The sequence below is a fragment of the Pseudoalteromonas sp. S8-8 genome, assembly GCF_000497875.1.
GTDB lineage: Bacteria > Pseudomonadota > Gammaproteobacteria > Enterobacterales > Alteromonadaceae > Pseudoalteromonas > Pseudoalteromonas arctica.
Map to the genome: position 1 here is coordinate 1 of NZ_AUTR01000052.1, position 19,014 is coordinate 19,014.

The window sequence follows — 19,014 nt, forward strand, 5'->3', positions numbered from 1 at the left end:
TAACAATCATCTGTGTGGACACTACGAACAAATAAGTTCTAAATCGTATAAGGAGGTGATCCAGCCCCAGGTTCCCCTAGGGCTACCTTGTTACGACTTCACCCCAGTCATGAATCACTCCGTGGTAAACGTCCTCCCGAGGGTTAGACTATCTACTTCTGGAGCAACCCACTCCCATGGTGTGACGGGCGGTGTGTACAAGGCCCGGGAACGTATTCACCGCGTCATTCTGATACGCGATTACTAGCGATTCCGACTTCATGGAGTCGAGTTGCAGACTCCAATCCGGACTACGACGCACTTTAAGTGATTCGCTTACTCTCGCGAGTTCGCAGCACTCTGTATGCGCCATTGTAGCACGTGTGTAGCCCTACACGTAAGGGCCATGATGACTTGACGTCGTCCCCACCTTCCTCCGGTTTATCACCGGCAGTCTCCTTAGAGTTCTCAGCATTACCTGCTAGCAACTAAGGATAGGGGTTGCGCTCGTTGCGGGACTTAACCCAACATCTCACAACACGAGCTGACGACAGCCATGCAGCACCTGTATCAGAGTTCCCGAAGGCACCAAACCATCTCTGGTAAGTTCTCTGTATGTCAAGTGTAGGTAAGGTTCTTCGCGTTGCATCGAATTAAACCACATGCTCCACCGCTTGTGCGGGCCCCCGTCAATTCATTTGAGTTTTAACCTTGCGGCCGTACTCCCCAGGCGGTCTACTTAATGCGTTAGCTTTGAAAAACAGAACCGAGGCTCCGAGCTTCTAGTAGACATCGTTTACGGCGTGGACTACCGGGGTATCTAATCCCGTTTGCTCCCCACGCTTTCGTACATGAGCGTCAGTGTTGACCCAGGTGGCTGCCTTCGCCATCGGTATTCCTTCAGATCTCTACGCATTTCACCGCTACACCTGAAATTCTACCACCCTCTATCACACTCTAGTTTGCCAGTTCGAAATGCAGTTCCCAGGTTGAGCCCGGGGCTTTCACATCTCGCTTAACAAACCGCCTGCGTACGCTTTACGCCCAGTAATTCCGATTAACGCTCGCACCCTCCGTATTACCGCGGCTGCTGGCACGGAGTTAGCCGGTGCTTCTTCTGTCAGTAACGTCACACATGATGGGTATTAACCACCACGCTTTCCTCCTGACTGAAAGTGCTTTACAACCCGAAGGCCTTCTTCACACACGCGGCATGGCTGCATCAGGCTTGCGCCCATTGTGCAATATTCCCCACTGCTGCCTCCCGTAGGAGTCTGGGCCGTGTCTCAGTCCCAGTGTGGCTGATCATCCTCTCAAACCAGCTAGGGATCGTCGCCTTGGTGAGCCATTACCTCACCAACTAGCTAATCCCACTTGGGCCAATCTAAAGGCGAGAGCCGAAGCCCCCTTTGGTCCGTAGACATTATGCGGTATTAGCAGTCGTTTCCAACTGTTGTCCCCCACCTCAAGGCATGTTCCCAAGCATTACTCACCCGTCCGCCGCTCGTCAGCAAAGTAGCAAGCTACTTTCTGTTACCGCTCGACTTGCATGTGTTAGGCCTGCCGCCAGCGTTCAATCTGAGCCATGATCAAACTCTTCAATTAAAAAGTTTTATGTCTTTCGACAGCTCAATGAATTCTGAATTTATTTTAATATCTTTCGATATTGAATTGACTATGCCGAATAATTACCGAAATAACTATTCTGTTGGTCACTCAGTTTTCAATTGAGACTCTAATTTGTTTGCCTCGCTACCTAAGTAGGTTGGCTGTTAGAACTCAATCTGTACGAGTGCCCACACAGATGATTGCTTTATATTGTTAAAGAACGTTGCGATTATAAAGTTAAACTTTATCTCGCTAGGGCTGCGCATATTACGCTTTCCTATTTTTTTGTCAATACTTAAATTTAAACTTTCTAAAAAGATTCAATCTAAGTTTTACTTAACACACTGAGTTGTTCGTGCCTCGCTATGCGTTGGCGTTTCCCGTCTCAGTGGGGTCGCATTATAGGGAGATCCGAAAACAGATCAACCCTTTTTTGAAGAAAACTTGAAATAATGTGCTGTTCGCTGAGTATTTGAGCTAAACGCTCAAAAACACAACTAAACTACCATTATTAATAGGTTCATAGAGCTATCTGAAATGAAAGTTGTGGCAACTACTAACGGGTAGAGACACATTTCGATCATCGATGCGGAAAAACAATCAATAGAGCAAGAGTCGTATTGCTACAAATCATTTAAATTAATCAAAAGCTGACAATTGAATTGATCAGCCTATGTTTAATAATAGTTTTACATATTATAGGAGGAAGTTTACTTAGGCCGTAATGGTTAACTTTACTCTGAGGTTTTTAGTGCCGGTATATTTATAAGAGTACGCACGTTATATCTTTTAATCAGCTGTATAAGTAGAAACTTCGTTAGGGATTGCTCTAATTGTAGCTCAATTCGCGGCGGTATTATTAATAGCTGTAAATCACAATATATAGTGGAAATGATCTTTAACTAGAATCTGATAGGCTATTTTGAATGAATGGTAAATAAAGAGTAATTAGATAGAGCTATTAAAGCAGCTGTCAAAACAACTTATCAATTCAGAATCTATGAGTCATTGCCCATAATAGAAGGTAATTACTGGTTCATATAGTTTGACAAATTTTAGGCAAGAAAAAGCCGAGCATAGGCTCGGCTTTTAGGTTTCTTTAAGACTTACTCTGCAGACTGTGCGTCTTCTTGAACTGCTTCGCTAGTCGCTGGGCGACCAACTAGTTCAATATAAGCCATTGGTGCATTATCACCAGTACGGAAGCCACACTTAAGAATACGAGTGTAACCACCTGGACGATCCGCGTTACGTGGACCGATTTCACTGAATAATTTACCAACAACTTCATTATCACGCGTGCGAGCAAACGCTAAACGGCGATTTGCTACACTGTCAGTCTTAGCCAGTGTGATTAAAGGTTCAATTACACGACGTAACTCTTTCGCTTTAGGCAAAGTAGTTTTGATGATTTCATGTTTCACCAAAGAACCTGCCATATTGCTAAACATCGCTTTACGATGGCTACTGTTACGGTTTAATTGACGACCACTCTTACGATGGCGCATGACCCTATCCTTCTAACTAAACTAATATAGTGATTTAGATTATTCAGCTAAACTTGCAGGTGGCCAATTTTCTAGGCGCATGCCCAGAGAAAGTCCACGTGAAGCTAGCACGTCTTTAATTTCAGTTAGAGACTTCTTACCTAAATTAGGTGTTTTAAGAAGCTCAACTTCAGTGCGCTGAACTAAATCACCGATATATTGAATTTGCTCGGCTTTCAAACAATTTGCTGAGCGTACTGTTAATTCAAGGTCATCAACTGGACGAAGTAGAATAGGATCGAATTCTGGCTTCTCTTCTTTCTCTTCTGGCTCAGTTACATCACGTAAATCTACGAATGCATCTAATTGCTCAGCTAAGATAGTAGACGCACGGCGGATCGCTTCTTCTGGATCTAAAGTGCCGTTTGTTTCCATATCAATGATTAACTTGTCTAAATCTGTACGTTGCTCAACTCGAGCTGATTCAACCGAGTACGCAATACGTTCAACTGGGCTAAATGATGCATCAAGCAACAATCTACCAATTGGACGCTCATCGTCATCAGAGGATAAACGACTAGATGCCGGCACATAACCACGACCACGTTCAACACGAATACGCATGCTGATCTCGCTGTTATTTGTAGTTAAATTACAAATAACGTGATCTGGATTAGCAATTGTTACATCGCCATCGTGCTGAATATCAGCCGCAGTAACAGGGCCTACACCAGATTTAGTCAGGGTCAGAAAAACTTCATCTTTGCCTTCTAACGTTACTGCTAAACCTTTAAGGTTTAATAGTATTTCAATGATGTCTTCTTGAACGCCTTCTTTCGCGCTGTACTCATGTAATACACCGTCGATTTCAACTTCAGTTACTGCACATCCAGGCATAGATGAAAGTAATATACGGCGTAAAGCATTACCCAGAGTATGGCCAAAGCCACGCTCTAATGGTTCTAAAACTATTTTAGAACGCGTTGGGTTGATAGCGTCGATGTCGACTAACCTTGGTTTTAGAAATTCTGTAACAGAACCCTGCATTTTATCCTCTCTTAACTCTTAACTTTACTTAGAGTAAAGTTCGACGATTAGTTGTTCATTAATGTCCGCAGACAGGTCTGAACGCTCAGGTAGACGCTTAAAGCTGCCTTCCAATTTCTTACCGTCAACTTCAACCCAAGTCGGCTTTTCACGTTGCTCAGCCAACTCTAGAGCAGCGATGATACGTGCTTGTGTCTTAGACTTCTCACGGATTACAACAGTATCTTCTGGAGTAATTACGTATGAAGGAATGTTCACAACACGACCATTAACTAAAATCGCTTTATGGCTTACTAACTGACGTGCTTCTGCACGTGTGCTAGCAAAACCCATGCGATATACAACATTGTCTAAACGTTGCTCTAAAAGCTGTAACAAGTTTTCACCTGTATTACCTTTAAGGCGAGCAGCTTCTTTGTAGTAGTTACGGAATTGCTTTTCTAATACACCGTATATACGACGTACTTTTTGCTTTTCACGTAATTGTAAACCGTAATCAGATAAACGACCTTTACGGGCGCCGTGCTGACCAGGTGCAGTCTCAAGTTTACACTTAGAGTCGATAGCTCTTACGCCGCTCTTAAGGAACAGGTCAGTACCTTCACGACGACTCAGCTTGAGCTTAGGGCCCAAATATCTTGCCATGTTATTTCTCCTAACCTATTGTTAAACGCGACGTTTCTTCGGTGGACGACAACCATTATGTGGTATAGGCGTCACGTCAGTAATGTTGGTAATACGGTAACCAGCAGCATTCAAAGCACGTACAGCAGATTCACGACCTGGACCTGGACCTTTGATGAAAACTTCTAGATTTTTTAAACCGTATTCTTGAGCAGCAGTACCTGCACGCTCTGCAGCAACCTGAGCAGCAAATGGTGTAGATTTACGTGAACCACGGAAACCTGAACCACCGGCAGTAGCCCATGATAGTGCATTACCTTGACGGTCGGTAATCGTTACAATAGTGTTGTTGAAAGACGCATGAACATGAGCCATACCATCAGCAACTTGTTTTTTAACCTTTTTACGACGAATTGGTGTCTTAGCCATAATACTATCCCCTTATCGCTTAATAGGCTTACGAGGACCCTTGCGGGTGCGCGCGTTAGTCTTAGTTCTTTGACCACGTAGTGGTAAAGAGCGACGGTGACGTAGGCCACGATAACAACCAAGGTCCATAAGGCGCTTGATATTTAAAGTAACTTCACGACGAAGATCACCTTCAACAGTGTACTTGCCAACTGCATCACGCAGTACGTCAAGAATTTCGTCTGAAAGTTCACCGATTTTTGTGGTTTCGGCGATACCAGTCGCTACTAAGATAGCCTTAGAGCGAGTCTTACCTATGCCATAAATAGCTGTTAAACCAATAACTGCATGTTTATGATCAGGGACGTTAATGCCAGCAATACGGGCCACTAACACATCTCCTATATTCGAATTTGGTAATCATCTGTTTGAAAAGCCCGTAAGGATACTCAAACGAAGACCAAATTACTACTAAAAACACAGGCCGAGAGAACTCAGCCTGCACGCTGTTTACTTAACCTTGCCTTTGCTTATGCTTAGGCTCACTGCAAATTACGCGTACTACACCAGCACGTTTAATAACTTTACAGTTACGGCATATTTTCTTAACGGAAGCACGTACTTTCATTGCTCAACTCCGTAAACTGACCTTATCGACCGTAGCCTTTAAGGTTCGCTTTTTTCAGCACAGAATCATACTGATGAGACATCAGGTGAGTCTGTACTTGTGCCATAAAGTCCATGATCACTACAACGATAATCAAAACTGATGTACCGCCGAAGTAGAATGGCGTTTGCCACGCCATCGTCATGAATTCAGGCACCAGACAGATAAAGGTTATATACAAAGCACCTGCCAATGTCAGGCGTGTCATCACTTTATCAATGTATTTAGATGTCTGCTCACCTGGACGAATACCTGGGATAAATGCGCCAGATTTCTTAAGGTTATCTGCTGTTTCACGTGGGTTAAAAACCAACGCTGTGTAGAAAAAGCAGAAGAAGATAATAGCCGCAGCTAAAACAAGTGAGTACAACGGTTGACCTGGGGTCAACGTAGTAGCAACAGCTTGTAATACATCAGCGACTGGACCTTCACCTTGGCCGAACCAGCTAGCAATTGTACCAGGGAACAGAATTATACTGCTAGCGAAGATTGGTGGAATAACACCCGCCATATTTACTTTTAGTGGTAAATGCGTGCTTTGAGCAGCAAATACTTGACGACCTTGTTGACGTTTAGCGTAGTTAACAACAATACGACGTTGTCCACGTTCGAAAAACACTACAAGATAAGTAACAGCGAATACGATTACCGCAACCATCAACAGTACAAAAACATTCAAATCACCTTGGCGCGCCATTTCGACTGTCGAACCAATAGCAGACGGCAAGTTAGCTACAATACCAACAAATATTAGAACAGAGATACCGTTACCGATACCACGCTCTGTTATTTGTTCACCCAACCACATAAGGAACATAGTACCAGTTACTAAACTCACCACTGCGGTGAAATAGAAACCCATACCAGGGTTAACAACTAACCCCTCCATCATGCCCGGTAAGCTAGAAGCAATACCGATTGATTGAATAGTAGCTAGCACAAGCGTGCCATAGCGTGTGTACTGGCTAATTTTTTTACGCCCTTGCTCACCTTCTTTCTTAAGCTCTATAAACGGAGGATACATATGCGTTAATAGTTGCGTAATAATCGAAGCCGAGATATACGGCATAATACCCAGTGCTAACACTGAAGCTCGCTCAAGTGCACCACCACTGAACATGTTGAACATCTCAACAATGGTGCCCTTTTGTTGCTCGAAGAAATCGGCAAGTACAGCGGCGTCAATCCCAGGGATCGGCACAAATGAACCTAGACGGTAAATTATGATAGCACCCAATACGAAGAGTAATCGGCGCTTCAATTCCGAAAGTCCACCTTGTGCACTTTTTGTATCTTGACCTGGTTTAGCCATTAGTACTTCCTTAGTCTTCTACCTTGCCTCCGGCAGCTTCAATAGCTTCGCGAGCACCTTTAGAGGCTTTAAGGCCTTTAACGGTAACAGCGCGTGAAACTTCGCCAGATTTAACAACTTTAACGAAAAGAACGTTCTTTTTAACTAGACCAGCTGCTTGTAACGCGCTTAGGTCTACCACATCGCCTTCTACTTTAGCGATTTCAAAAAGGTTTATTTCTGCAGATACTAAAGATTTGCGAGAAGTAAAACCAAATTTAGGTAGACGACGTTGCATAGGCATTTGACCGCCTTCAAAACCAACGCGTACTTTGCCGCCAGAACGTGATTTTTGACCTTTGTGACCACGGCCGCCAGTCTTACCTAGACCAGAACCGATACCACGACCAACACGTTTTGGAGCAGTTTTTGAACCTGCAGCAGGTGAAAGTGTATTCAAATGCATCGAATTAACCCTCTACCTTAACCATGTAAGAAACCTTGTTTATCATACCACGTACACATGCTGTGTCTTCTAACTCAACAGTGTGGTTGATACGACGTAAACCAAGACCGCGTAATGTAGCTTTATGTTTCGGTAAACGACCGATAGAGCTTTTTACTTGTGTTACTTTTACAGTTTGATTTGCCATGGTTACCCCAGTATTTCGTCTACGCGAAGGCCACGTTTAGCAGCGATTGACTGTGGAGAATTCATATTCTCAAGAGCCGAAATCGTTGCACGTACCACGTTGATCGGGTTAGTAGAACCGTAACATTTAGAAAGTACGTTCTGCACACCAGTAACTTCTAGTACTGCACGCATAGCACCACCTGCAATGATACCAGTACCTTCAGATGCTGGTTTCATGAACACTAGTGAGCCAGCATGACGTCCCTTAACAGGATGCTGTAATGTGTTGCCATTTAGGTCTACGTTGATCATGTTACGACGTGCTTTTTCCATTGCTTTTTGAATAGCAGCTGGAACTTCACGTGCTTTACCATAACCGAAACCTACTTTACCTGCGCCATCACCAACTACAGTTAGTGCAGTAAAGCTAAAGATACGACCACCTTTAACTACTTTAGACACACGGTTCACCGCGATTAGCTTTTCAGCTAGATCAGGCTGTTGTTGCTTTGCTTCTACGTTAGCCATAGTCTACTCCTAGAATTGCAAACCGGCTTCACGCGCAGCATCAGCTAGCGCCTTCACACGGCCGTGATATTTAAAGCCACTGCGATCAAAAGCAATCTTTTCGATGCCTTTGTCAGCCGCACGTTCAGCAACCGCTTTGCCAACTGCTTGCGCAGCTTCAACGTTACCGGTGCCTTTAACTGTTTCGCTAATAGCCTTTTCAACAGTAGAAGCAGCAGCCAGTACATTACCCTCAGCATTTACTACTTGAGCGTATATGTGACGTGGCGTGCGGTGGATAACAAGACGCGTTGTGCCTTGTTCAATATAATTTCTACGAGTGCGTTTAGCACGACGTAGACGAGCTGTTTTTTTATCCATCGTCTTACCTTACTTCTTCTTAGCCTCTTTACGGCGTACATTCTCATCTGAATAACGAACACCCTTACCTTTATAAGGCTCAGGTTTACGGTATGCACGAATGTTAGCAGCTGTTTGACCAACTAACTGCTTATCTACGCCCTTAACTAGAACTTCTGTTTGGCTTGGAGTTTCAATCGTAATTCCTTCAGGAACTGCGAAATTAACTGGGTGTGAGAAGCCAAGAGTTAAATCTAATGTTTTACCCTTAGCTGCAGCACGGTAACCCACGCCTACTAACTGAAGTTTCTTCTCGTAACCTTCATGCGTACCAACAACCATGTTGTTGATTAGAGCGCGAGCAGTACCTGCTTGAGCCCATGCATTAGCTACGCCATCACGAGGTAAAGTAGTAATAACGTTGTCATTAACTTGTACTTCAACAGCGTTGTTGATAGTACGAGTAAGTTCACCGTTTTTGCCTTTAACTGTGATTTCCTGGCCTTTTAATGTAACTTCTACACCGGCAGGAACAGTAATTGGTGCCTTTGCTATGCGAGACATAGTTCCCCTCCGATTAAGCTACAAAACCAATGATTTCACCACCAACACCAGCACTACGTGCTGTGCGGTCTGTCATTAGGCCTTTAGAAGTTGATACGATAGCGATACCAAGACCACCCATTACCTTAGGTAATTGGTCACGTTTCTTATAGATACGTAGACCAGGGCGACTTACACGCTGGATATTTTCAATTACAGCTTTGCCTTCGAAGTACTTCAACTCGATAGAAAGCTCAGGTTTAGTTTCACCGTTAACGGCGAAATCTACGATATAACCTTCGTCTTTTAGTACTTTAGCTAATGCTACTTTCAGCTTTGAAGTTGGCATCGTTACAGATACTTTCTTCGCTGATTGACCGTTACGAATTCGTGTAAACAAATCCGCGATAGGATCTTGCAAGCTCATAGTCTTACTCCCATGATTCTATTACCAGCTAGCCTTTTTAAGGCCAGGAATTTCACCGCGCATAGCTGCTTCGCGAACTTTAATACGGCTCATGCCGAATTTGCGAAGGAAACCATGTGGGCGGCCCGTAATGTTACAACGATTACGTTGACGTGCAGGGCTAGAATCACGAGGTAAAGCTTGTAGCTTAAGTACCGCGTCCCAACGATCATCTTCAGATGTATTAACATCACTGATGATAGCTTTTAGTGCCGCGCGCTTTTCAGCGAACTGAGCAACTAGTTTTGTGCGCTTTGCTTCGCGCGCTTTCATAGAATTCTTTGCCATAACCCTACCCTTATTTCTTAAATGGGAAGTTAAACGCTTCTAACAACGCACGGCCTTCCTCATCAGATTTCGCAGAAGTAGTGATAGTAATATCCATACCGCGTACACGGTCTACTTTATCGTAATCGATTTCTGGGAAGATGATTTGTTCACGTACGCCCATGCTGTAGTTGCCACGTCCATCAAAAGACTTAGCACTTACGCCACGGAAGTCACGAATACGTGGGATAGCGATTGATACCAAACGCTCAAAAAAGTCCCACATACGCTCGCCGCGTAGGGTTACTTTACAACCAATCGGGTAACCTTCACGCACTTTGAAGCCAGCAACAGATTTGCGTGCTTTAGTGATTAGAGGTTTCTGACCAGAGATTGCTGCTAGATCCGCTACTGCGTTATCTAAAATCTTCTTGTCAGCTAGGGCTTCGCCCACGCCCATATTCAATGTGATCTTTTCGATCTGAGGGACTTGCATGACAGAGCTGAAACCAAACTTCTCTTGAAGTTCCGCAACTACTTTGTCTTTATATACTTCATGCAGTTTCGCCATCATTCTACTCCAACTATTAGATAGTTTTACCAGTAGATTTAAAGATACGTAATTTCTTACCATCTTCAATCTTGAAACCTACACGATCAGCTTTACTCGTTTCCGAGTTGAAGATCGCAACGTTTGATGCATCCATAGATGCTTCTTTCTCAACAATGCCGCCAGCTTGGTTCAATTGTGGAACCGGCTTTTGGTGTTTCTTGATCAAGTTTATGCCTTCGACAAAGATTCGACCAGATTCAGTAACAACTGAAAGCACTTTTCCGCGCTTACCTTTGTCTTTACCTGCTAGTACGATTACTTCGTCATCACGACGTATTTTTGCTGCCATGATTGGCTCCTTACAGTACTTCTGGGGCTAGTGAAACGATTTTCATGAACTTATCATTACGAAGTTCGCGAGTCACAGGGCCGAAAATACGTGTACCAATTGGCTGCAAGTTATCATTTAAGATAACAGCCGCGTTGCTGTCAAAACGGATCAAAGAACCATCTGGACGGCGAACACCTTTTCTGGTACGCACAACTACCGCGTTTTTAACATCACCTTTCTTCACTTTACCGCGAGGAATAGCTTCTTTTACAGAAACTTTAATGATGTCGCCAATCGCTGCGTAGCGACGGTGTGAACCACCAAGGACTTTTATACACTGCACTTTGCGAGCGCCGCTGTTATCAGCAACTTCCAGCTGAGTTTGCATTTGGATCATGTTAATGACCTCCGGTGTAGTAATTACAACGTGTCTAAAATTCGTTTAAAAATCAGACATTTCGATTAAATCCCAATCAAAAAACAAACGAGTTGTCTCTTAAGGGCGGGCAATTGTACCAGCATTGAGGGGGTAGTGATAGGTTATTTTTTAATTAATTTAGAGCGTATGGTTATTAAAGTTGAGTAATTACGGCTATGTAGCTATTTTACAGATGGTTACAAAACAAACAAGGCACTATATAAGTGCCTTGTTTGTTTTAACTATAGATGATTAACCGAATAAACCTTTTAATTTATCTTTAATCTTATCCTTTGCTTTGTCTTTGGCTTTTTCTTTTGCCTCATCAACCTTCTGCTTAGCTTCATCTTTAAGCGCATTGCCTACATCAAGCTTTATACCAACATCGTGGAAAGGCCCTTTTATACGTAGTGGTATTTTAAAACCAGTGCTGTCATCAGTGGTCCCCTGTCCTTCGATTGATCCAACTATGCCTGTAACCAAACGGTAATTAACTGTTGTTTGCGGTAAATCAACATCGCCTTCACCTGATATTCTAACGAGTGGGCTAATAAGTGATAAATCAGTATTTTTACCAACACCATTAGTAAAGTTAAAACTTCCCGTTAGTGCAGAGAAATCTGTTTGCTCTGATTCTTCAAACCCGGTGTCCAACCCTTCAGACGCAGCACCAAAGTTTCCTGAAATGAGTTCCTTACCTTTACGAACCATCTCAGCTATATTCGCACCTTTTACGGCTCCATCAGCAAACTCAAATCCAAGTTTTCCGTTAAGCGCACCAATAAACGACTTTTGACTTTGGCCAGTTGTGTTTAGGTTCCAATTTAAAGACCCCTTACCCATTAGCTTGTCAAAACCTGCCGCATCAGTTAATAAAGGCTGTGCATCTATACCAGCTAAGTCAAAGTTAGTTGATATTTTATAAGGTACTTGTTGTGCGTTTACATTGATAACGCCTTTACCTGACCCTTCATAAGCAGAAAAGCTATCTAGGCTTAGTTTTGCAATGCTATTTTTTAAAGCAACAGTAAATTGATTTGCGCCCAACTTAATATCGTTAGCTTTTAATCCACTTGAACGAATAACTACATTCGCATCTAGTGAATTTAACGCACTTAGATCAATTTTAGTGTCATCCCATACTATTGGCTCTGCAGGCTTATCATTTTGCTCTACTGGCTCTTCTTGTTTTGCTACTGCTTCAGGTAGGTACGGGTTTAAATCAAGCATACCTAAATCGATATCAGCATTTACAGCTAAACGCTTACCTAGGTTAAGCTCGCTCTTACCTTTTATTTCCAATGCGTCTAACGTCGCAACTAAATCTTCTAAATTAAATTTCTCACCTGCTAGGTGCATTTTACCGTTTACACTAAATGCGTTAAAAGCATTGTCTTTAGCGTCTAACTCTACACCTTGCCATTTCGCAATACTTTTAACTGACTCACCGCTTAGTGATAACTGACCTTTAATATCTTGGCCTTGCCCAGCGATGCTCCCTTCGAACGTTAGATCAACTAAACGAGAATCTAAGGTTTGTTTAACATTAAAAGTAGCACCTTCAATTGCTTTAGCAGGAGTATCTAATTTTATATCAAGCTCAAAACGCTCCTGCATATAAGTAATACCCCCTTTTACTTCTAATGTTTTACGAAGTGATGGAAGTAAAATAGCGAGTTCTAAATCACTAATTTGTTGCTTAGCACCTGTTAGACCATCTAGATAAGTAAATGTGCCGCCATAAATAGCAACCTCACCTAACTCAATATCAAAGTTATCTGGAAGCTTTATCGCTTCACCTGATTGGCTTTGCTCTTTAGGTTGCTCTGCAACTGCATCAAACAACTGCCAATTAGCTTTACCATTTTTGTCAGTTTCTAATAGGATATTTGGTTCATTTATAACAAACTTATCTAACTTAAACTCACCACCAAATAATGAAAACCAAGGTATGTGTACAGCAAGCTGTTTCATACTCGCCATATCGGCGCGCGAACCTGATTCCATATTTGCAAAATGCACGTCGTTAAGTTCTAACTTTAATGCAGGGAATACGCTAAGTGTTTTATCACCTTTAATAGTAAGAGTGCGCCCAGTTGTTTGTTCTACCTGCTGCGACACTTTATTAAAAATAGTATCAGTAGGAATTAAAAACGGTGCGGCAACAATTAGTGCTATACATAGTAAAAGTATTACACCTACAATTTTAAGTAAGGTTTTCATGATCGTCCTTTCAAACGTGCAAATAATGTTCTTATCATAGCGAGTGTTAGCCTTAAAATCATTGTAGTTGATGTAAAAAAGCCACTAAAACTACTTTACCTGTTCTATATGAATCTTTCCTGAAACATTTTGATACCTTTAGGTTACAAATAAGTATTGACCCGGTGATACCCCAAGGTTGCATTGATACCCAGAGGTTACAAAAAATAAAATACTATTACAGGATGAATACTATGAAACAACAGGATATTAAAACTGAAGAACAATTTATGGGTCAAAACATATGGATTAGTTTAAGCGCAGGGATAGTTTGTTTACTTCTCTGTGTTTACTCACTAATAAAACAAGATCAACATATTGGAGGGCTTTTAACTGTTGGAATGGGCGTTTTTTTTTATATAGTTATAGTGATTATTTATCTCATTAAAGGGGGTTTTCCGTTAAAAATGTATTTTCAATACGCTTATAAAGATGAGTTTCTAAACACCATTGACACTAATGCATATAAACATACAAGTTTTGCATTTGGGTTTTGCCTTCTTGGTGTTTTTTATATAAGCGATGAAATACCTACCGAATTTTCGCATGCAACTATGGCAATATTCTACCTAGGTATCATGCTCTTGGTATATGGCGCTTCATTGCTTTGGCAAAATCGTGATTAGGAGAGGAAATGCAAAATAACATAGCAAAGTATCGAAAAGAGGCCGGGCTTTCACAGCAAGAACTTGCTGATGCTATTAACGTGTCGCGCAAAACAATAAGTACCGTAGAAACAAACCGGTTTACGCCGTCGGTAATAATTGCTCTAAAAATAGCAAAGCATTTTAATACCTCAGTTGAAAGCCTATTTGTACTGGATGAAAATGATTGATACATGTTAAAGCATTAGTCTCATTTTATTAGCAAAAATACTGATTTAGTCACTTCAATTACAACGTATGGAGGACAGCGCTGTTGTTATTAGCGTAATTGCGCTAAAATAGACCAGCAAAAAAATATATATCTAAACCGGAGATTCTACAAGGCATGAAAAAACTGCTAATTTCACCGTCAAAAATGACGCTAGGCGAACAAGAAAATCAAATCTATCAGAACATTCTGAAGCAATCTTCAGAGTTAAGCCTTAACCTTATGGCCGTGAAAGTAGAAAACCACCCTGATGATTTTTTACCTTGGTGTTACGAATTGCTAAGTGCAAGCAGAGATCGTATGAACTACGATTTGCTAGAGCCACAGCAGTTACCAGTACTTAAGAAGCTACACGATCAGCTTATTTCAGCTATCAGCTTTTTACAGGTTAAAACTTTACGTATTGCTCCGTGGCCTGTTGTAAGTGTATTTGTAGAACAACACAAAGACGTTATTGCACTTGATGAACAGCTTCGTTTGGTAGACTACATCAAAAGCATTCGTGAACAGTCTCTTAAAGATATGATTCCTGAAGACTTACTTGCGTTTAGCGGTAAGCACATGGCATCACTTGATCCAAGCACATACAACTTTGACGTTGAATGGTTTGCATCTACAAAGAGTGCAAAGAGCTTCCATCAAATGCTTGGTGATTTACCAGGTGCTTTTGACGATGCACTAGTGAATATTCCACTTGAAGGTGATATTACTCAATACGAATATCAACAATTTGTTGCTGCTTATTCAAAAATATTCACCGACAACAACGAAAAACCAACACTTGCGCCTGCAACACGACTGCTTGCAATGCGTCGCCCTGATTTATTTACTCCGATTACAAATAATCGATTAGATGCATTATGTGGTGCCCTTGGTGTTTCTAAACTTAAAAATAGTGATTTTGAGCGTTACTGGCAAGATATCGTAAAAGGTATTCAAGCTATGTCATGGTACAAAATGGCTAAACCTAGTAATGAGTTAGAAGAACAATTGGTTGCTATTAAAGCATTAATTCCATGTTTCTTTCACTACGCAGATGCTAAAACACCAGATAACTCTAACTACATTAAACTGCTAACCAAGCCTAAACGTACTACAACTACAACAGGTAAAACTCAGCGTAGAGGTAAAGAGTCTGCAGAAATATTAGTAGACCGTGCTCTTGCTGCTGACGATATTCCTGAACACATTCGCAGTAAACGTGATTCAATTGTGAGTGAAGTACAAAAAGGTCGCAGCGTAAACGAAACAATTAGCCTTATGCGCACTATATTCGGTTAAAATCTTCTAATTTAGCCGTACTTTTATGGTGCGGCTAGGTTAATTTATGCACCACCAATGTGCGCAACATCTTCCTTCATGTTATATCCCCATCCTATTCATAAAATTCAAGCTCATGTTTTTAATAAATAAAAAATAATTTTTAATAAAAAATAATGAAGCTGGCACATACAGTGCAATTATCCCGTTAGTTAAACAATAAAAAGCCGTCAGCCTAAAGGTTCCGATTACATAATAAAAACCTTGGCGAGCAAAAATCATATAACGGGAAATGGACATGCTAAAACTAAAAAAAACCATCGCTATAAGTGCTATAGCATTAATGGGCGCAACATCTTTAACGTCAACAGCCGTACATGCTGAAGTAACTGCTAATGCAGCGGCAACATCAAACTACTTATGGCGTGGTCAAGAGCAAACTGGGGGCGATGCAGCTATTTCAGGCGGTATTGATTACGCCAATGAATCGGGCTTTTATGCAGGTACTTGGGCTTCAAACGCATCGTGGGCCGATGAAATGACCTATGAGCTTGACTTATATGCAGGCTTTGGTGGCGATATTAACGAAAGTGTTAGCTACGATGTTGGTTATATTTATTACGCTTACCCAGACGCAGCTTCTGAAGCAGACGCAGATTTCTCTGAAATTTACGGTAGCATCAGTGTTGAAGGCTTTACCTTTGGTGCTTCTGTATTAGCAACATCAGCTGCAAGTGGTGATGGTACAGACTTTGGTGATTCACTTTACCTCACAGCTGACTACGGTTTTGCTGTTGGCAGTAACGGCACTGAAATGGCACTTCACTTAGGCCATTACTCTGGTGACTTTATTGGTGATGACAATATTCTAGATTACGGTGTATCAATTTCGAAAGATGGTTTCACTTTTGGTTTATCTGATACAGATATGGATGATTCAGATATTAAAGCTTACGTTGCTTATTCTGTAGACTTTAATTTATAAGAAAGAATGTGTTACTTGCTGCGACACGAAGGGCCTTTTGGCCCTTTTCTCGTTTTATAGCTGTTTTGCTTTAAATGGTACCTTATTACATTGTACTTCTACTGTTTTAGGGTACCAAGCTGGGCCGATTTGATTCACAACCACCTCAGCTAAACCATTAGTAAACGATTTATACGTATGAACGCTTTGCCACTCCCCTTGTGGGCAATGTGTTGTTAAATCTAACGGCTCTGATCCCTCGTACAACGCAAGTGCAAAATTATGATGCCACTGTGAGCTTTTTAGCGTTTTATTGCTTACTTTGCTCTGTATACCGTTATCAAAGTAAATATTTGTACACCCCGTTAAAATAATCAGTGTGCAACCGGCTGCAAATAGCTTGATGCTCATAATGTCTCCCCTAGTATTTGCTCTTGGCACCACACTTTAATGGTATGGGGCGAGTATATTCCAAGCGTAATTAAACTCAGCGCTCCATCGCTAAACGTTTGTTGTGACTGCATTTGAATAACCGGTGTATTTGAACATATTTGTTTTACGTCTACCCGCTGCTCACCCACTACCCCCCATAAATAAAATGGGCGGCTATCTTCGAAATTAGCTTGGCTCGTTATTTTTGCTGTTGCCTGTGGCTGAATGGTTACCGCAGAACAAGCACTGAGGCTTAATGCTATCGCCCCTATAATTAATGGTTTCATACTCTTCCTTATAAACTAAATACCAGTAAGGTAACTTTATAAGAGAACATAAAATATTAGCGTAAAAAGCTGTGGGGAATATGTAGAAACGCTATGAAGTTTTATACAGTTTATTACACATAAAGGCCGCATAAATGCGGCCCTTAAAGTAGTAAACTTAAGTGGTTAGTAAATAAATAGACGTCAGAATTTAGCTAAATTATTTTTACTGTCTTTGTCGACCAGCTTAATGTAAGGATCTACCCCCGCAAATAATGGTTTTTCTTTTACTTTTAGCTCAATAGTATTGGTACCAGACACTATTTGATGCTTTTGCGAGTAAATAACAAAGTCTTCAGCTAGTAAGTTTTCAGGGTCGTCGCTAAATAATGCAATATCAATTAGCTCATCGAGCGGCTGCTCGGTTTCTTCACCTTGTCCATCGGCATGCTGCTTAGTTGCTTCAACGCTCAGTGTTACCGTATAAAAACCTTCGCTATCAACATCATCTGTAACCGACACTTCTTTCATTTCAAGCTCATAAAGCGTTATATATTTAAACTGATCATCAATAAAACGTTGTTCAGCTTGTGTTGCATCTCGCTTTAAATAACTGAGTAAATCAAGTGTGGTTGGGTATGGCGTTGATTGGTATTTAAACTCATTCAAAAATGCTTTAAGTGCGGCATTTAAGCGTTTTTCGCCTAAGCGGTCATACAAAGCCATCATCGCAACTGAGCCTTTATTATAGTGAAGATACAGCTGACCCTGCGTTTTATATAGCGGCATTTCTTCAAAGGCTTCACCTGTACGGCCCATTAAGTATTTATCTAGCTCGTACTTTAAGAATTTACGAAGCTTCTCGGCGCCAAAGCGTTTTCTTAGCACCATTAGCGCACTGTATTGCGAAAGTGTTTCAGAAATAACAGCACTGCCCTCTACATTAGCCCCCGAAACTTGATGCCCCCACCATTGGTGCGCAACTTCATGTGCGGTTACATAGTAAGGTAGGTCAACTTTATTCTCATCTCTTAAGTCTGTAATAAAACCAATACTTTCAGAGTAAGGCACCGTATTGGCAAAACTTTGCGCAAACGAGCGATACTTAGGAAACTCAATAATACGTAACTGCTTATGCTGATACGGGCCAAAGGCTTGTGTGTAGTAATCTATTGAGTCTTGAACTGACTCAATCATGCGGTCAACATTCCATGCATGATCTTTGTGGTAGTACACCTCAATATTTACACCGTTATGCTCAACTTTTTTACTTTCAAGCTCTGCCGAAAGCACAGAGTAAAAATTTATAATTGGAGCATCCATTTCATAAACAAAAGTACGGCGCCCGTCTTTTACACTCTCACTTTTTAAGTAACCTGGTGTAATAGCAAATTGTGACTCATCGGTGGTTACCGTTGCCTTATAGTTTATAAAGCCATTAGCAGGCCCAAACTCATTTTGCGTATAATAGCGGCTGTCTTCTAGTTTATGTGCGCGCTCAAGTTCAGGTAAATCGTGCTTGCGGCGCTCATACTTATCGGCAATTTGAAAATACTTTTGATAACCAAAATTTGGTAATAATTCTCCATTATTTACAAATGTACCGTTGTGCACGAGTTGAGTATCAGATCTTCTATCAACAAAACCGTCGTGTTCACGAGAAACTAAAAGCTCACCTTCGCGTACTTCATTAGGCATTAGCGGTTGTTCAAACTCAAACCATACCATGCCAAAATCGGTTAAACGCTCTACTATTTTTCCGCCCGC

The 19,014-nt window shown here is 41.6% G+C and carries 25 protein-coding genes and 1 rRNA gene; 4 read left to right on the plus strand and 22 right to left on the minus strand.

Annotated features, from left to right (window positions below):
* Positions 1-48: 48 nt before the first annotated feature.
* The 19 genes from L659_RS0117330 to L659_RS0117420 all read right to left on the minus strand — a co-directional run bounded on the left by L659_RS0117330 (position 49) and on the right by L659_RS0117420 (position 13,413).
* A 16S ribosomal RNA gene (locus L659_RS0117330) occupies positions 49-1,584 on the minus strand.
* A 1,109-nt stretch (positions 1,585-2,693) separates the two neighbouring features.
* Positions 2,694-3,095, minus strand: a complete 402-nt coding sequence (gene rplQ / locus L659_RS0117335; RefSeq protein WP_002959450.1) for a 50S ribosomal protein L17 — start codon at positions 3,093-3,095, stop codon at positions 2,694-2,696.
* A gap of 39 nt (positions 3,096-3,134) precedes the next feature.
* A complete protein-coding gene (locus L659_RS0117340) occupies positions 3,135-4,121 on the minus strand; it encodes a DNA-directed RNA polymerase subunit alpha (RefSeq protein WP_002959452.1) in 987 nt (328 codons plus the stop codon).
* A 24-nt stretch (positions 4,122-4,145) separates the two neighbouring features.
* Positions 4,146-4,766 carry a 30S ribosomal protein S4 gene (gene rpsD / locus L659_RS0117345; protein WP_002959461.1) on the minus strand — a complete coding sequence of 207 codons (621 nt, stop codon included), beginning with the start codon at positions 4,764-4,766 and terminating at the stop codon, positions 4,146-4,148.
* A 21-nt stretch (positions 4,767-4,787) separates the two neighbouring features.
* Positions 4,788-5,174, minus strand: coding sequence for a 30S ribosomal protein S11 (gene rpsK, locus L659_RS0117350; protein WP_002959471.1), 387 nt, complete (start codon positions 5,172-5,174; stop codon positions 4,788-4,790).
* 12 nt (positions 5,175-5,186) lie between these two features.
* Positions 5,187-5,543, minus strand: coding sequence for a 30S ribosomal protein S13 (gene rpsM / locus L659_RS0117355; protein ID WP_007584664.1), 357 nt, complete (start codon positions 5,541-5,543; stop codon positions 5,187-5,189).
* A 124-nt stretch (positions 5,544-5,667) separates the two neighbouring features.
* Positions 5,668-5,781, minus strand: coding sequence for a 50S ribosomal protein L36 (gene rpmJ / locus L659_RS0117360; protein WP_002959476.1), 114 nt, complete (start codon positions 5,779-5,781; stop codon positions 5,668-5,670).
* A gap of 22 nt (positions 5,782-5,803) precedes the next feature.
* Positions 5,804-7,132: a preprotein translocase subunit SecY gene (gene secY, locus L659_RS0117365; protein WP_007584663.1), complete on the minus strand. Its 1,329-nt coding sequence runs from the start codon at positions 7,130-7,132 to the stop codon at positions 5,804-5,806.
* A 10-nt stretch (positions 7,133-7,142) separates the two neighbouring features.
* The gene (gene rplO / locus L659_RS0117370) at positions 7,143-7,577 is read right to left on the minus strand and encodes a 50S ribosomal protein L15 (protein ID WP_002959480.1); all 435 of its coding nucleotides are present in this window, start codon (positions 7,575-7,577) and stop codon (positions 7,143-7,145) included.
* Positions 7,578-7,581: 4 nt separating this feature from the next.
* A complete protein-coding gene (gene rpmD / locus L659_RS0117375; protein ID WP_002959482.1) occupies positions 7,582-7,764 on the minus strand; it encodes a 50S ribosomal protein L30 in 183 nt (60 codons plus the stop codon).
* A gap of 2 nt (positions 7,765-7,766) precedes the next feature.
* Positions 7,767-8,273, minus strand: coding sequence for a 30S ribosomal protein S5 (gene rpsE, locus L659_RS0117380; protein ID WP_002959485.1), 507 nt, complete (start codon positions 8,271-8,273; stop codon positions 7,767-7,769).
* A 9-nt stretch (positions 8,274-8,282) separates the two neighbouring features.
* A complete protein-coding gene (gene rplR / locus L659_RS0117385) occupies positions 8,283-8,633 on the minus strand; it encodes a 50S ribosomal protein L18 (RefSeq protein ID WP_002959486.1) in 351 nt (116 codons plus the stop codon).
* Positions 8,634-8,642: 9 nt separating this feature from the next.
* Positions 8,643-9,176, minus strand: coding sequence for a 50S ribosomal protein L6 (rplF, locus tag L659_RS0117390; RefSeq protein WP_002959488.1), 534 nt, complete (start codon positions 9,174-9,176; stop codon positions 8,643-8,645).
* Between the two features lie 13 nt (positions 9,177-9,189).
* Positions 9,190-9,582, minus strand: coding sequence for a 30S ribosomal protein S8 (gene rpsH, locus L659_RS0117395; RefSeq protein ID WP_007584660.1), 393 nt, complete (start codon positions 9,580-9,582; stop codon positions 9,190-9,192).
* A 21-nt stretch (positions 9,583-9,603) separates the two neighbouring features.
* Positions 9,604-9,909: a 30S ribosomal protein S14 gene (gene rpsN, locus L659_RS0117400; protein ID WP_010554914.1), complete on the minus strand. Its 306-nt coding sequence runs from the start codon at positions 9,907-9,909 to the stop codon at positions 9,604-9,606.
* Between the two features lie 10 nt (positions 9,910-9,919).
* The gene (gene rplE / locus L659_RS0117405; RefSeq protein WP_010554915.1) at positions 9,920-10,459 is read right to left on the minus strand and encodes a 50S ribosomal protein L5; all 540 of its coding nucleotides are present in this window, start codon (positions 10,457-10,459) and stop codon (positions 9,920-9,922) included.
* Between the two features lie 16 nt (positions 10,460-10,475).
* Entirely contained in the window at positions 10,476-10,790 is a 315-nt protein-coding gene (gene rplX / locus L659_RS0117410) for a 50S ribosomal protein L24 (RefSeq protein WP_002959496.1), read from the minus strand.
* A gap of 10 nt (positions 10,791-10,800) precedes the next feature.
* Positions 10,801-11,169: a 50S ribosomal protein L14 gene (rplN, locus tag L659_RS0117415; protein ID WP_002959498.1), complete on the minus strand. Its 369-nt coding sequence runs from the start codon at positions 11,167-11,169 to the stop codon at positions 10,801-10,803.
* Positions 11,170-11,442: 273 nt separating this feature from the next.
* The gene (locus tag L659_RS0117420) at positions 11,443-13,413 is read right to left on the minus strand and encodes an AsmA family protein (RefSeq protein ID WP_024591360.1); all 1,971 of its coding nucleotides are present in this window, start codon (positions 13,411-13,413) and stop codon (positions 11,443-11,445) included.
* Between the two features lie 233 nt (positions 13,414-13,646).
* Between L659_RS0117420 and L659_RS0117425 the strand changes: the two genes are divergently transcribed.
* The 4 genes from L659_RS0117425 to L659_RS0117440 all read left to right on the plus strand — a co-directional run bounded on the left by L659_RS0117425 (position 13,647) and on the right by L659_RS0117440 (position 16,570).
* On the plus strand, positions 13,647-14,078 hold the full coding sequence (locus L659_RS0117425; protein ID WP_007584645.1) for a hypothetical protein: 432 nt from the start codon (positions 13,647-13,649) through the stop codon (positions 14,076-14,078).
* A gap of 8 nt (positions 14,079-14,086) precedes the next feature.
* Positions 14,087-14,287, plus strand: coding sequence for a helix-turn-helix transcriptional regulator (locus L659_RS0117430; RefSeq protein ID WP_024591361.1), 201 nt, complete (start codon positions 14,087-14,089; stop codon positions 14,285-14,287).
* A 155-nt stretch (positions 14,288-14,442) separates the two neighbouring features.
* Positions 14,443-15,606: a hypothetical protein gene (locus L659_RS0117435; protein WP_024591362.1), complete on the plus strand. Its 1,164-nt coding sequence runs from the start codon at positions 14,443-14,445 to the stop codon at positions 15,604-15,606.
* A 277-nt stretch (positions 15,607-15,883) separates the two neighbouring features.
* On the plus strand, positions 15,884-16,570 hold the full coding sequence (locus L659_RS0117440) for a TorF family putative porin (protein ID WP_024591363.1): 687 nt from the start codon (positions 15,884-15,886) through the stop codon (positions 16,568-16,570).
* Between the two features lie 54 nt (positions 16,571-16,624).
* Here L659_RS0117440 and L659_RS0117445 read toward each other — a convergent pair whose 3' ends face one another.
* From L659_RS0117445 to L659_RS0117455, 3 genes are all read right to left on the minus strand, one after another.
* Positions 16,625-16,960, minus strand: a complete 336-nt coding sequence (locus L659_RS0117445; RefSeq protein ID WP_024591364.1) for a Bor/Iss family lipoprotein — start codon at positions 16,958-16,960, stop codon at positions 16,625-16,627.
* The gene (locus L659_RS0117450) at positions 16,957-17,268 is read right to left on the minus strand and encodes a Bor family protein (RefSeq protein WP_024591365.1); all 312 of its coding nucleotides are present in this window, start codon (positions 17,266-17,268) and stop codon (positions 16,957-16,959) included. The genes L659_RS0117445 and L659_RS0117450 overlap by 4 nt, the downstream gene beginning before the upstream one ends.
* 183 nt (positions 17,269-17,451) lie before the next feature.
* Positions 17,452-19,014: M1 family metallopeptidase (locus L659_RS0117455; protein ID WP_024591366.1), on the minus strand; the 1,563-nt coding region annotated here is incomplete at its 5' end.

Bases quoted from the DNA above. Each gene is read 5' to 3' on its own strand.
- rplX (WP_002959496.1), bottom strand. From the start codon at position 10,790: ATGGCAGCAAAAATACGTCGTGATGACGAAGTAATCGTACTAGCAGGT.
- L659_RS0117340 (WP_002959452.1), bottom strand. From the start codon at position 4,121: ATGCAGGGTTCTGTTACAGAATTTCTAAAACCAAGGTTAGTCGACATC.
- L659_RS0117430 (WP_024591361.1), top strand. From the start codon at position 14,087: ATGCAAAATAACATAGCAAAGTATCGAAAAGAGGCCGGGCTTTCACAG.
- rpsE (WP_002959485.1), bottom strand. From the start codon at position 8,273: ATGGCTAACGTAGAAGCAAAGCAACAACAGCCTGATCTAGCTGAAAAG.
- secY (WP_007584663.1), bottom strand. From the start codon at position 7,132: ATGGCTAAACCAGGTCAAGATACAAAAAGTGCACAAGGTGGACTTTCG.
- rpsH (WP_007584660.1), bottom strand. From the start codon at position 9,582: ATGAGCTTGCAAGATCCTATCGCGGATTTGTTTACACGAATTCGTAAC.
- L659_RS0117425 (WP_007584645.1), top strand. From the start codon at position 13,647: ATGAAACAACAGGATATTAAAACTGAAGAACAATTTATGGGTCAAAAC.
- rplE (WP_010554915.1), bottom strand. From the start codon at position 10,459: ATGGCGAAACTGCATGAAGTATATAAAGACAAAGTAGTTGCGGAACTT.
- L659_RS0117445 (WP_024591364.1), bottom strand. From the start codon at position 16,960: ATGAGCATCAAGCTATTTGCAGCCGGTTGCACACTGATTATTTTAACG.
- rpsK (WP_002959471.1), bottom strand. From the start codon at position 5,174: ATGGCTAAGACACCAATTCGTCGTAAAAAGGTTAAAAAACAAGTTGCT.
- rplN (WP_002959498.1), bottom strand. From the start codon at position 11,169: ATGATCCAAATGCAAACTCAGCTGGAAGTTGCTGATAACAGCGGCGCT.
- rpsD (WP_002959461.1), bottom strand. From the start codon at position 4,766: ATGGCAAGATATTTGGGCCCTAAGCTCAAGCTGAGTCGTCGTGAAGGT.
- rpmJ (WP_002959476.1), bottom strand. From the start codon at position 5,781: ATGAAAGTACGTGCTTCCGTTAAGAAAATATGCCGTAACTGTAAAGTT.
- rplF (WP_002959488.1), bottom strand. From the start codon at position 9,176: ATGTCTCGCATAGCAAAGGCACCAATTACTGTTCCTGCCGGTGTAGAA.
- L659_RS0117440 (WP_024591363.1), top strand. From the start codon at position 15,884: ATGCTAAAACTAAAAAAAACCATCGCTATAAGTGCTATAGCATTAATG.
- rplQ (WP_002959450.1), bottom strand. From the start codon at position 3,095: ATGCGCCATCGTAAGAGTGGTCGTCAATTAAACCGTAACAGTAGCCAT.
- L659_RS0117435 (WP_024591362.1), top strand. From the start codon at position 14,443: ATGAAAAAACTGCTAATTTCACCGTCAAAAATGACGCTAGGCGAACAA.
- rpmD (WP_002959482.1), bottom strand. From the start codon at position 7,764: ATGGCAAATCAAACTGTAAAAGTAACACAAGTAAAAAGCTCTATCGGT.
- rplO (WP_002959480.1), bottom strand. From the start codon at position 7,577: ATGCATTTGAATACACTTTCACCTGCTGCAGGTTCAAAAACTGCTCCA.
- rplR (WP_002959486.1), bottom strand. From the start codon at position 8,633: ATGGATAAAAAAACAGCTCGTCTACGTCGTGCTAAACGCACTCGTAGA.
- L659_RS0117420 (WP_024591360.1), bottom strand. From the start codon at position 13,413: ATGAAAACCTTACTTAAAATTGTAGGTGTAATACTTTTACTATGTATA.
- L659_RS0117450 (WP_024591365.1), bottom strand. From the start codon at position 17,268: ATGAAACCATTAATTATAGGGGCGATAGCATTAAGCCTCAGTGCTTGT.
- rpsN (WP_010554914.1), bottom strand. From the start codon at position 9,909: ATGGCAAAGAATTCTATGAAAGCGCGCGAAGCAAAGCGCACAAAACTA.